The following is a 10,966-nucleotide window of genomic DNA, read 5'->3' on the forward strand; positions in this document are numbered from 1 at the left end:
CCATGAACAGACTTTTCAACGCCCTCCCTTTTGCGTGGAGCGCCCTGAGCGCCCTGGGCGCGCTGGTGCTCGCGGGCTGCGCGGTCGGTCCGACGTACACCGCGCCTGCCGATGCGCCCGTTGCCATCTCCGCGCCCGAGCGCTCGCTGTTCGCCGACGACGCGGTGCAGCGCGACTGGTGGCGCCAGCTCGACGACGCGCAGCTCGACGCGCTCGTCGAGCGCGCGCTGGCCGGCAACCACGACATCCGCATCGCCCAGGCCCGGCTGCTCGAAGCCCGCGCCACGCAGACCGAGGCGGAGCTCGAACGGTTGCCGGTGGTCATCCTGGGCGCAAGCAAGACGCGCGGCATCGCGCAAGGCAACAGCGGCACGCAGCCCGAGGTGCGTTCGCTGTCGCAGAGCAGCCGCGCGGGCTTCGACGCCGCGTGGGAAATCGACCTGTTCGGCCGCCTGAAGCGGCTCGACGAGGCCGCCACCGCGCGCACCGAGGCGAGCGCGGCCGACCTGGAACAGGTGCGCATCGTGGCCGTGGCCGAGCTGGCGCGCAACTACTACGAGATGCGCGGCGCCGAGCAGCGCCTGGCCGTGACGCGTCGCACGCTGGACAGCCTGCGCAGCAGCCTGCGCGTGACCGAGGCGCAGGTGCGCACCGGCCGCGCGCTCGAAGGCGACCTGGCCAGCGCGCAGGCCAACCTGGCCACCACCGAGAGCCAGCTGCCCGCGCTGGAAACCGCGCGCCGCCAGGCCGCGTACCGCGTCGCGGTGCTCGCCGGCCTGCGCCCCGCCGAGCTGGAGCCCCTGCTGCAGCCGCGAACGCTGCGTGTGCTCGACAAGCGCCTGCCCATCGGCGACCTGGGCGAGCTGCTGCGCCGCCGGCCCGACGTACGCCGCGCCGAGCGCGGCCTGGCGGCCAGCATGGCCGACGTGGGCGCGGTCACGGCCGAGCTGTATCCGCGCTTCGACATCGGCGGCTTCCTGGGCTTCTTCGCGCTGCGCGGCGCCGACCTGGGCAGTTCGTCGAGCCGGGCCTTCAGCGTGACGCCCGGCGTGAGCTGGCCCGCCCTGCGGCTGGGCTCGGTGAAGGCGCGCGTGCGCGGCGCCGAGGCCCGCGCCGAGGGCGAGCGGGCGCTCTACGAACAGACCGTCCTGCGCGCCATCGAGGACGTGGAAGGCGCGCTCACCGGCTACGGCCAGAACCAGTTGCGCCTGCAGCGGCTGGCGGAGGCGTCGGCGCGCAGCGGCCGCGCCGCCCAGCTGGCCGAGGTGCGCTACCGCGAAGGAGCGGCCCCCTACCTGAGCGTGCTCGATGCGCAGCGCACCCTGCTGCGCGCGCAGGACGCCGTGGCCGTGGCCGAAACCGCCTCGTACACCAGCCTGGTGGCGCTTTACAAGGCGCTGGGCGGCGGCTGGCAAGCACCCGCACGGACAAAGGGCGGTCCAACCGGCTGACAATGGCACCGTTGACCTCCACGACCGAACCCGCCATGTCCGCACCCGACGCCAAGCCCGCCTGGCAGCCGCACCAGCCGGCAGACCGCATCCTCTCCACGCTCAAGACGCGCGGCGCGCTCGGCATTCCCGACATCGCCAAGGTGCTGAACGTGACGGTGGAGGCGGTGCGCCAGCAGATGAGCAAGCTCGAGGCCGAAGCCCTGGTCGACGCCGAGAGCCGCTCCAGCGGGCGCGGCCGGCCCACGCAGATCTGGCGGCTCACCGGGGAAGGACACAAGCGCTTTCCCGACACGCACGCCGAGATGACGGTGCAGATGATCAGCGCCGTCATCAGCGTGTTCGGCGAGAAGGGCATGGAGCAGCTCATCGGCGCGCGCGAGGCCGCCATGCGCGCGAGCTACACCGAGGCGATGCGCGGCGCGCGCAGCCTGAAGACGCGGCTGGAGCGGCTGGCGGAAATTCGCAGCCGCGAGGGCTACATGGCCGAGTTCCGGCCGGACGAACAGGGCCAGGGTTTTCTCTTCATCGAGAACCATTGCCCCATCTGCACCGCGGCACAGGCCTGCACGGGTTTTTGCCGCAGTGAACTGCAACTCTTCGACGAAGTGCTGGGGTCGGACGTGACCGTCAGCCGCGTCGAGCATGTCCTGGCGGGCGCGCGGCGGTGCGCCTACCGGGTCGAACCGAAGGCGAACGCGCCCGACCCGGCGTGAACGCCGAATCCGCTTTCAACAACCACGAAGGAACCACGATGGAACACAAGCTCCCACCCCTGCCGTATGCGCTCGACGCACTGGCACCTGAGTATTCGAAGGAAACCCTCGAGTACCACTACGGCAAGCACCACAACGCTTACGTGGTGAACCTCAACAACCTGCAAAAGGGCACCGAGTTCGAAGCCCTGACGCTGGAAGAGATCGTCAAGAAGGCCAGCGGCGGCATCTACAACAACGCCGCGCAGATCTGGAACCACACCTTCTTCTGGAACTGCATGAAGCCGCAGGGCGGCGGTGCACCGACGGGCGCGCTGGCCAAGGCCATCGACGCCAAGTGGGGCAGCTACGACGCGTTCAAGGAAGCCTTCGTGAAGTCGGCCGTGGGCAACTTCGGTTCCGGCTGGACGTGGCTGGTGAAGAAGGCCGACGGTTCGGTGGACATCGTGAACACCGGCGCCGCCGGCACGCCGCTGACCACCGCAGACACCGCGCTGCTGACCGTGGACGTCTGGGAGCACGCCTACTACATCGACTACCGCAACCTGCGTCCGAAGTTCGTCGAGACCTTCCTGGCCAAGCTGGTGAACTGGGACTTCGTCGCCAAGAACTTCGGCTGATCGATCAGCCGTTGATCAGGTTCAGGATGTTCCCATCGGGGTCCTTGAACCACGCGACCTTCATGTCGCCCATGACATGGAGGTCGCCTTCGAGCTTCGTATCGGGCATGTCGTAGTGCTCGAAGCGCACGCCCTTGGCCTTGAGCGCAGCAACGAGGCGCTCGATGTCCGCGCCGACCTGCCAGGTCACTGCCGTCGCCTGGTTCGTGCCGGCGAACGACGAACGGTACACGTTGATGCGCGTGGTACCGCTGCCGTAGACCACGACTTCGTCGCCTTCCGCGCCGACTTGCGCAAGGCCCAGCGTGCCTTCGTAGAAGCGGCGGGCCACCGCGAGGTCTTTCACCGCGAGGTTGGCCACCGCATCGATGTTTGCGAGCATGGTTGTCTCCTTTGTCTGGATCGACATTTCATGTTCGGCGCCGAAACGGCCCTGTCAAGTCGCCGCCGTCTGATACGGGACCCATCGCGAACCACGAAAACACCGCCGCGGCGCTTGCGGCACACTGCACCCTTGGTGCAGTGAGGCCCAAAGACCTCCATCGCCGCTGCTGCAACCCCGATCCGTCCAGACAAAGAGACAAACCCATGATCCGCAAACTCACCCGCACGCTGGCCCTTGCGCTGGCACTCCCCCTCGCGTTCGCCGCGGCCGCCGCGCATGCGCAGAGCTACCCCGCCAAGCCCATCCGCATGATCGTGCCCTTCCCGCCCGGCGGCGGCACCGACATCCTGGCGCGCCTGGTGGCCCAGAAGCTCACCGAGACCAACCACTGGACGGTGGTGCCCGACAACCGTGGCGGAGCCGGCGGCACCATCGGCATCGCCGAGGCGGCGCGCGCCGCGCCCACGGGCTACGACATCGTGATGGGCCAGAAGGACAACATGGTCGTGGCGCCCTGGCTCTACAAGAACCTGAGCTACAACCCGGTGAAGGACCTGACCGCGGTGGCCCACGTGGCCTACACGCCGGTGGTGATCGTCACGCAGGCCAACTCCAGGTTCAAGACGCTCGACGACGTGGTGAAGGCCGCGCGCGCCGCGCCCGACACCGTCACCTACGGCTCGCCGGGCAACGGCACCACCATCCACCTGGCCGGCGAGATCTTCGACAGCGCCGCCAAGATCAAGATGCGCCACGTGCCCTACAAGGGCTCCAACGCGGCCATGATGGACGTGCTGGCCGGCAACGTCGACCTGATGGTGTCGTCGGTGCCTTCGGCCATGGCGCAGATCAAGTCGGGCAAGCTGCGTCCGCTGGCCGTGACCTCGGCCAAGCGCAGCACCTCGCTGCCCGACACGCCCACCGTGGCCGAGCTCGGCTACAAGGACTTCGACGTGAGCACCTGGTACGGCATCTTCGTGCCGGCCGGCACGCCCAAGGACGTGGTGACCCTGCTCAACGCCGAAATCAACAAGCTGCTGGCCACGCCCGAAATGAAGGCCGCCATCATCGCCCAGGGCGCGGAGCCGCAGAGCATGACGCCGGCCCAGTTCGGCACGCTGCTGAAGACCGACTACGACAAGTGGAAGGGCATCGTGCAAGCCTCGGGCGCGACAATCGAATAAGCCTGCGCACCGCAGAATGGTGTCTCCAGAACAAGCCGCTCCGACGGCATGGAGACACCCATGGTTCATTCGATTTTGCTGAAGACAGCCGCCCTGGCAGCGGCTGTCGCCTTCGTGCAGGGCTGTGCGCAGACGCCTGCCCAACCCCCTCTTCAGCCGCCTTCCAACGCCAGCATCGCCGCCCACGTCGCGGCGGCCACCCAAGCGGCGGGCACCGACCTCGGCCCCCTGCTCACGCTGTGCAAGCCCGCGCCCGCCGCGCAGCCGCCGCAGGCCGAACTCGACAGGGGCCTCACCGCCCTCATCAACCAGCCGGCACCGCCGCCCGGCAAGGCCTTCGACAACCTCTACTTCGTGGGGGCCGACTGGGTCAGCGCCTGGGCGATCAAGACCTCGGACGGCATCATCCTCATCGATGCGCTGAACAACCAGGTGGAGGCTGCCGCGCTCATCGAAGGCGGCATGCGCAAGCTGGGCCTGGACCCGGCGCAGATCAAGTACGTGGTGATCACCCACGGCCATGGCGACCACTACGGCGGCGCGCCCTACCTCGCCAAGAAGTACGGCGCCCGGGTGGTGATGAGCGACACCGACTGGCAAATGACCGAGACCAGGCTCGAGTTCGCCACGCCGATCTGGGGCGCGCCGCCCAAGCGCGGCGCCAACGACATTTCGGCGAAGGACGGCGACCGCGTCACGCTGGGCGACACCACGGTCACGCTCTACCTCACGCCCGGCCACACCATGGGCACCCTCTCGCCGGTGTTCGACGTGACTTCCGGCGGGCAGAAGCACCGCGTCCTGCTCTGGGGCGGCACGTCCTTCAACTTCGGCAAGAACGTGCCGCGCCTGGACAGCTACATCGACGCCACGCGGCGCATGTCCACGGTGGTCGCGGCACAGAAGATCGACGTGCTGGTGTCCAACCACTCGGCCATCGACAGTTCGCAGGCCAAGCTGGCGGCGCTGCGGCAGCAGCCGGCAGGGGCGGCGAATCCGTTCGTGCTCGGCACGCCGACGGTGGCGCGGGCGTTGAACGTGATGGGGGAATGCGCGCAGGCGCAGCGCGATCGGTTCACGATGCAGTGAGGCTTCCCGTCTTGCTCCTTCCCCCTTTGGGGGAAGGTCGGGATGGGGGCTGACGGCAATCGACAGGCCGACCGCCATTGATACGCCGCTTGCCCCAACCCCTGCCCTCCCCCCAGAGGGGGAGGGAGCAATCTCCCCGCTCAGTCCGGCACGAACTTCGTGTTGAAGACGTCGACGTCCGACGCCAGCTCGAAGGTCACCACCTGCCCCATCTTCCCGTCGCTCATGCGGCAGGCCGAGAACAGGCTGCTGCGCCCCTTGAAGTAGAACTCGTCCAGCACGATCAGCGCGTACGGGTACGGCACGAAGACCTGGTGTTCGAAGATGACGCGGTGCACGTTGCGCGGCGACGGAAAGAGCTTGTAGTCGTTGGTGTCGATCGACTTGGCGGTGGCCATGGTGTGCTGCCGTTTCTTCTTTTGAGGCTCAGGCCGGGTCGCGCACGTCGGCCACGGGGTTCGCTCCGAAGTCCGCGCGCGCCAGGTACTTCAGCACCTTGGCCGCGGCCGTGGCCGGGCTGTCGAGCAAGCCTTCGTTCTTCATCTTCTCGAAGCGCGTGCGGTCCGGGAATTTCTCGGCCGTGGCGCCGCGCAGCTGTACCTGCATGTCGGTGTCGATCACGCCGGGCGCCAGCGAGACGATGCGCGCGCCGTTCGGCGCATGGGCTTCCTCGAGCGCCACGGCGCGCGAGAAGTGGTCCATGCCGGCCTTGGAACCGCAGTACGGCGCCTGGCTGCCCATGGCGTTGCGGCCCAGGCCCGAGGAGATGTTCAGCACCTTGCGCGCGCCGCGCCATTCGCGCGTGGCGCCCAGGAAGGCGGCGGTCAGCAGCATCGGCGCTTCGAGGCCGATGCGCAGGGCCAGCGACAGCTCGGCGGCCACGGCGCCCGACAGCGGCGCGGGGTTGCCGACTGTGCCCGCGTTGTTGATGAGCGTGACGCTGTCGAAGCGCTGCGCATCGACGGTCTGCAGCCAGGCCGACAGGCGCGCCGCGGCGGCGACCGGGTCGGACAGGTCCTGCTCCCATTGCGTGAGCTCGGCGCCCGCGGCCTTGGCCGCCTCGGCCAGCGCGGGGCTTTGCTTGCGCGAAATGCCCAGCACCGTGTGGCCGGCCTGCAGCAGCTGTTCGGCCATGGCCTGGCCCAGGCCGCGCGAGGCGCCGGTGATGAGGGTGAGGTGGGAAGAAGCGGTCATCTGGAAGAAAGTCTTTCTGGAAAGAAGGCGGGAGGTTAAGGGGTAACGAAAAGCCTCGCGGCTCAACCGGTCCTGAATTGCTTGCGCAGGAAGGCGCGATGCCTGGCGATGTGCTGCAGCTGCGCGGGCGCGACGGTGCCGCCCAGGTCGATTTCGTCCGCGCCGTTGAGCACCGCGTTGGCGTTCGTCATGGCGCGCGCCACGACCTCTTCCTCGCTCACGCCGAGCTGCGCCGCCAGGTCGAGCGCCACGCGGCGCATGGCGCGCTGCGACAGCATCCACATGGCGCCGAAGCGGTCCCAGGCGAGCGCGGCCTCTTCGGACTTCTCGCGGTCGGCCAGGATCTCGCTGAGCGGCTTGGCAAGCACCGCGTCCAGTTCCTCGAGCCTTTCGGCCAGTTGCTCATTGCGCGCGAGGGCCTCTTCGAGCGTCGGCCCGGCCTCTTCGGCCTTGGGCTTCTTCGATGGCTCCGGCGGGGGAATGAACGCGGCCTCCGCGTTCGCGGGCACGATCTGGATCTGGTCTTTGAGCGTCATGAGGTTTCCGTTTCCGCGGAGGGTTGGCTGTTCTTCTTGTTCGACATCGCGCTCACGCGCAGGCCCGGCAGGTCGAGCACGCGCAGGCCACCGTACTCCACGCGGATCAACCCCTGCGCGGAAAGGCCGTTGAGCGCCTCGTTCACGCGCTGGCGCGACAGGCCGACCAGGTAGGCCAGCTCCTGCTGCGTGATGCGCAAGACTTCGCCCACGCCCGGGTACAGCACCGGGTTGAACAGCGACACCAGGTTGCGCGCCACGCGCGCGTCGGGGTTGTTGAGCCGGTCGATCTCCAGCGCAGCGATGAACTGGCCCAGCCGCTCGTTGAGCTGGTTCATCACGAAGCGGTTGAAGCCGATGGAGTGGTCCAGCAGCCAGTGGAAGCTCTCGATCGGCAGCCCCGCCACCACGCTGCGGCGCAGCGCCTGGATGTTGTATCGGTAGGGCTCGCGCTTCATCACCGTGCCTTCGCCGAACCAGCCGCCGGGCGGCACGCCGGTGTAGGTGACCGAGCCGCCGTCGGCGTTGTCGTTGCTCATCTTGAGCAGGCCTTCGACCACGCCGAACCAGTAGGTGGGCGAGCGGCCGACGCGGCACACCAGGTCGCCGGGCTCGGCCTCGCCCACCACGAGCGCGGCCTCGGCGCGGCGGCGCTCGGTGGGCGTGAGCGTGAGCAGCCAGGGGATGCCGCCGAGCTCGGCGGCGTTGGCGGGGCGCACGCGGTCCTTGATCGAACCGCCGAGCACGCTGTGAGAACCGCCATGGGAAGGACTGCCTTGAGGCATCGGGAAACTCCGGGGAGTAGTGTCCCTAGGATTGTCGTTGGAACGACACCCGGGCGTCAAAGTGAGACCTACGATCCGCCCACTGTGCAAACAACCGCCCCCACCTTCCCCCGTCTGCTGCTCGCGCATGCCGAAGCCCGCCCCGAGTCGCCCGCCGTGCGCGAGAAGGACCTCGGCATCTGGCAAACCTGGACCTGGAACGCCGTGGCGCAGGAGGTGCGCGAAATGGCTTGCGGTCTCGCGAGCCTCGGCTTCAAGGTCAACGACCACCTGGCCATCGTGGGCGCCAACCGCCCGCACCTGTACATGGCGGTGGTCGCCGCGCAAAGCCTGCGCGGCGTGCCGGTGCCGCTGTACCAGGACGCGGTGGCCAGCGAGATGGTGTTCATGCTGGAAGACGCGGGCATCGAGTTCGTCTTCGTCGAGGACCAGGAGCAGGTCGACAAGCTGCTGGAGTGCCGCGAGATCCAGAAGGAGCGCTACCCCGCGATCCGCCACATCATCTACGACGACCCCAAGGGCCTGCGCCACTACGACCAGCCCGGGCTCATGAGCTACGAGCAGCTGCGCGCGCTGGGCCGCGAGTTCGACAAGGCCAACCTGGGCTACTACGACCGCGCGGTGGCGGCCGGCGAAGCGACGGACGTGGGCGTGATCCTCTACACCTCGGGCACCACCGGCCGCCCCAAGGGCGTGTGCCAGACGCATGCGAGCTTCATCGCGGCGGGCCGCGGCGGCGTGGAGACCGACCGGCTCGGCCCCGGCGACAACATCATGAGCTACCTGCCGATGGCGTGGGTGGGCGACCACCTGTTCTCGGTGGCGCAGTGGCTGGTGGGCGGCTTCACGCTGAACTGCCCCGAGTCGGCCGAGACGGTGATGAACGACATGCGCGAGATCGGCCCGAGCTACTACTTCGGCCCGCCGCGCACCTTCGAAGGTTTGCTCACCGCCGTGTCGATCCGCATGGAAGACGCGGCGCGCCCGAAGCGCTGGCTCTATGCGAAGTTCATGGCGCTCGCGCAACGCGTGGGCGCGGACATCCTCAACGGCGCGCCGGTCAGCACGGGCGACCGGCTGATGTACGGCCTGGGCAACCTGCTGGTGTACGGCCCGCTGCGCAACGTGCTGGGCATGAGCCGCATCCGCGTGGCGTACACGGCCGGCGCGGCCATCGGGCCCGACCTGTTCCGCTTCTACCGCTCCATCGGCGTGAACCTCAAGCAGTTCTACGGCCAGACCGAGACCTGCGCCTACGTGTGCCTGCAGCAGGACGGCAAGGTCAAGCTGCAGACCGTGGGCACCGCGGCGCCGGGCATCGAACTGAAGATCGCCGAAGACGGCGAGGTGCTGGTGCGCGGCGTGTCGGTGCTCAAGGAGTACTACAAACGTCCCGACGCCACCGCCGAGGTGCTCGATGCCAACGGCTACTTCCACACCGGCGACGCGGGCGTGCTCGACAGCGAAGGCCACCTGCGCATCATCGACCGCGCCAAGGACGTGGGCAAGCTCGTGGGCGGCGCGATCTTCGCGCCCAACTACATCGAGAACAAGCTCAAGTTCTTTCCGCAGATCAAGGAAGCCGTGTGCTTCGGCAACGCGCGCGACGAGGTGTGCGCGGCCATCAACATCGACTTCGAGGCCGTGGGCAACTGGGCCGAACGGCGCGGCCTGTCGTACGGCGGCTACGTCGACCTGGCGGGCAAGCCCGACGTGCTGGCGCTCATCGCCGAGTGCATCGGCAAGGTCAACGCCGACCTGGCGGGCGAGGACGGCATGGGCGAGACGCAGATCGCGCGCTTCCTGGTGCTGCACAAGGAGCTGGACCCCGACGACGACGAGCTCACCCGCACGCGCAAGGTGCGCCGCGGCTTCATCGCCGAGAAATACGCGGTGCTGCTCGAGGCGCTCTATGGCGGCAGGACCGAGCAGTACATCGAGACCCAGGTGAAGTTCGAGGACGGACGTACCGGGGTGGTGAATGCCACGCTCAAGATCGTCGAAGCGAAGACGTTTCCCATCGTGAAGGCCGCGGCATGAGCACTCGCAAGACCGGCGAGGTCATCCTCGACGTGCAGAACATTTCGCTGAGCTTCGGCGGCGTGAAGGCGCTGACCGACATCAGCTTCGACGTGCGCGAGCACGAGGTGCGCGCCATCATCGGGCCGAACGGCGCGGGCAAGAGCTCGATGCTGAACTGCATCAACGGCGTGTACTGGCCGCAGCAGGGCTCCATCACCTTCCGCGGCCAGACCTTCAAGCACATGAACTCGCGCCAGGTGGCCGAGATGGGCGTGGCGCGCACCTTCCAGAACCTGGCGCTGTTCAAGGGCATGAGCGTGCTCGACAACATCATGACGGGGCGCAACCTGAAGATGAAGAGCGGGCTGCTGGCGCAGGCCTTTCGCTGGGGCCCGGCCGAACGCGAGGAGCTCGCGCACCGCGAGTTCGTCGAGCACATCATCGACTTCCTGGAGATCCAGGCGCACCGCAAGACGCCGGTGGGCCGCCTGCCCTACGGCCTGCAGAAGCGCGTCGACCTGGGCCGCGCGCTGGCCATGGAGCCGCAGGTGCTCTTGCTCGACGAGCCGATGGCCGGCATGAACGTGGAGGAGAAGCAGGACATGAGCCGCTTCATCCTGGACGTGAACGACGAGTTCGGCGCGACCATCGTGCTGATCGAGCACGACATGGGCGTGGTGATGGACATCTCCGACCGCGTGGTGGTGCTGGACTACGGCAAGAAGATCGGGGACGGCACGCCCGATGAAGTGCGCAACAACGAAGACGTGATTCGGGCGTACCTGGGTGTGGAGCACTGACGCCATGCCAATCGTCGCCATGAAGCATTGCTCCTTCCCCCTGTGGGGGAAGGCTGGGATGGGGGCACGACGGCCCTCGCAAAGCAGCTGCGCCTCATCGACCGCCGCCTGCCCCCACCCTGTCTCTTATACACATCTGACGCTGCCGACGAAGCGCCACACGTGTAGATCTCGGTGGTCGCCG

The 10,966-nt window shown here is 68.1% G+C and carries 12 protein-coding genes; 7 read left to right on the plus strand and 5 right to left on the minus strand.

Features of this window, described 5'->3' with window-relative positions:
- The first annotated feature begins 2 nt into the window (after positions 1-2).
- Genes AC0IYU_RS23550 through AC0IYU_RS23560 form a run of 3 tightly spaced genes read left to right on the plus strand, consistent with a single transcriptional unit; the run spans position 3 to position 2,787 of the window.
- A complete protein-coding gene (locus AC0IYU_RS23550) occupies positions 3-1,451 on the plus strand; it encodes an efflux transporter outer membrane subunit (protein ID WP_472121665.1) in 1,449 nt (482 codons plus the stop codon).
- A gap of 35 nt (positions 1,452-1,486) precedes the next feature.
- Entirely contained in the window at positions 1,487-2,167 is a 681-nt protein-coding gene (locus AC0IYU_RS23555; protein WP_472121668.1) for a helix-turn-helix transcriptional regulator, read from the plus strand.
- A gap of 38 nt (positions 2,168-2,205) precedes the next feature.
- Positions 2,206-2,787 (plus strand): superoxide dismutase, encoded by a 582-nt coding sequence (locus tag AC0IYU_RS23560; RefSeq protein ID WP_472121671.1) that lies wholly within the window; start codon positions 2,206-2,208, stop codon positions 2,785-2,787.
- 4 nt (positions 2,788-2,791) lie between these two features.
- Here AC0IYU_RS23560 and AC0IYU_RS23565 read toward each other — a convergent pair whose 3' ends face one another.
- Positions 2,792-3,169, minus strand: a complete 378-nt coding sequence (locus AC0IYU_RS23565; RefSeq protein WP_435487491.1) for a VOC family protein — start codon at positions 3,167-3,169, stop codon at positions 2,792-2,794.
- Positions 3,170-3,375: 206 nt separating this feature from the next.
- On the opposite strand from AC0IYU_RS23565, the gene AC0IYU_RS23570 reads away from it, so the two are divergent.
- Positions 3,376-4,356, plus strand: coding sequence for a Bug family tripartite tricarboxylate transporter substrate binding protein (locus AC0IYU_RS23570; RefSeq protein WP_472121674.1), 981 nt, complete (start codon positions 3,376-3,378; stop codon positions 4,354-4,356).
- Between the two features lie 60 nt (positions 4,357-4,416).
- Complete coding sequence (locus AC0IYU_RS23575) at positions 4,417-5,445, plus strand: MBL fold metallo-hydrolase (RefSeq protein WP_472121678.1); 1,029 nt, start codon at positions 4,417-4,419, stop codon at positions 5,443-5,445.
- A gap of 140 nt (positions 5,446-5,585) precedes the next feature.
- On the opposite strand, the gene AC0IYU_RS23580 is transcribed toward AC0IYU_RS23575, so the two are convergent.
- The 4 genes from AC0IYU_RS23580 to AC0IYU_RS23595 form a co-directional block, all read right to left on the minus strand.
- Positions 5,586-5,843: a hypothetical protein gene (locus AC0IYU_RS23580; RefSeq protein WP_472121680.1), complete on the minus strand. Its 258-nt coding sequence runs from the start codon at positions 5,841-5,843 to the stop codon at positions 5,586-5,588.
- Between the two features lie 28 nt (positions 5,844-5,871).
- Positions 5,872-6,639, minus strand: a complete 768-nt coding sequence (locus AC0IYU_RS23585; protein ID WP_472121683.1) for an SDR family NAD(P)-dependent oxidoreductase — start codon at positions 6,637-6,639, stop codon at positions 5,872-5,874.
- 62 nt (positions 6,640-6,701) lie between these two features.
- The gene (locus AC0IYU_RS23590) at positions 6,702-7,175 is read right to left on the minus strand and encodes a hypothetical protein (protein WP_435487494.1); all 474 of its coding nucleotides are present in this window, start codon (positions 7,173-7,175) and stop codon (positions 6,702-6,704) included.
- Complete coding sequence (locus AC0IYU_RS23595; RefSeq protein WP_472121685.1) at positions 7,172-7,960, minus strand: Crp/Fnr family transcriptional regulator; 789 nt, start codon at positions 7,958-7,960, stop codon at positions 7,172-7,174. Before AC0IYU_RS23595 ends, AC0IYU_RS23590 begins: the two co-directional genes overlap by 4 nt.
- An 84-nt stretch (positions 7,961-8,044) precedes the next feature.
- Between AC0IYU_RS23595 and AC0IYU_RS23600 the strand changes: the two genes are divergently transcribed.
- Complete coding sequence (locus AC0IYU_RS23600; protein ID WP_472121688.1) at positions 8,045-10,000, plus strand: AMP-dependent synthetase/ligase; 1,956 nt, start codon at positions 8,045-8,047, stop codon at positions 9,998-10,000.
- Complete coding sequence (locus AC0IYU_RS23605; RefSeq protein WP_435437556.1) at positions 9,997-10,782, plus strand: ABC transporter ATP-binding protein; 786 nt, start codon at positions 9,997-9,999, stop codon at positions 10,780-10,782. Before AC0IYU_RS23600 ends, AC0IYU_RS23605 begins: the two co-directional genes overlap by 4 nt.
- Positions 10,783-10,966 lie beyond the last annotated feature (184 nt).

The organism is Variovorax sp. AC103 (assembly GCF_979254005.1).

Coding starts and splice junctions, on each gene's coding strand:
- AC0IYU_RS23550 (WP_472121665.1), top strand. CDS start 3: ATGAACAGACTTTTCAACGCCCTCCCTTTTGCGTGGAGCGCCCTGAGC.
- AC0IYU_RS23555 (WP_472121668.1), top strand. CDS start 1,487: ATGTCCGCACCCGACGCCAAGCCCGCCTGGCAGCCGCACCAGCCGGCA.
- AC0IYU_RS23560 (WP_472121671.1), top strand. CDS start 2,206: ATGGAACACAAGCTCCCACCCCTGCCGTATGCGCTCGACGCACTGGCA.
- AC0IYU_RS23565 (WP_435487491.1), bottom strand. CDS start 3,169: ATGCTCGCAAACATCGATGCGGTGGCCAACCTCGCGGTGAAAGACCTC.
- AC0IYU_RS23570 (WP_472121674.1), top strand. CDS start 3,376: ATGATCCGCAAACTCACCCGCACGCTGGCCCTTGCGCTGGCACTCCCC.
- AC0IYU_RS23575 (WP_472121678.1), top strand. CDS start 4,417: ATGGTTCATTCGATTTTGCTGAAGACAGCCGCCCTGGCAGCGGCTGTC.
- AC0IYU_RS23580 (WP_472121680.1), bottom strand. CDS start 5,843: ATGGCCACCGCCAAGTCGATCGACACCAACGACTACAAGCTCTTTCCG.
- AC0IYU_RS23585 (WP_472121683.1), bottom strand. CDS start 6,639: ATGACCGCTTCTTCCCACCTCACCCTCATCACCGGCGCCTCGCGCGGC.
- AC0IYU_RS23590 (WP_435487494.1), bottom strand. CDS start 7,175: ATGACGCTCAAAGACCAGATCCAGATCGTGCCCGCGAACGCGGAGGCC.
- AC0IYU_RS23595 (WP_472121685.1), bottom strand. CDS start 7,960: ATGCCTCAAGGCAGTCCTTCCCATGGCGGTTCTCACAGCGTGCTCGGC.
- AC0IYU_RS23605 (WP_435437556.1), top strand. CDS start 9,997: ATGAGCACTCGCAAGACCGGCGAGGTCATCCTCGACGTGCAGAACATT.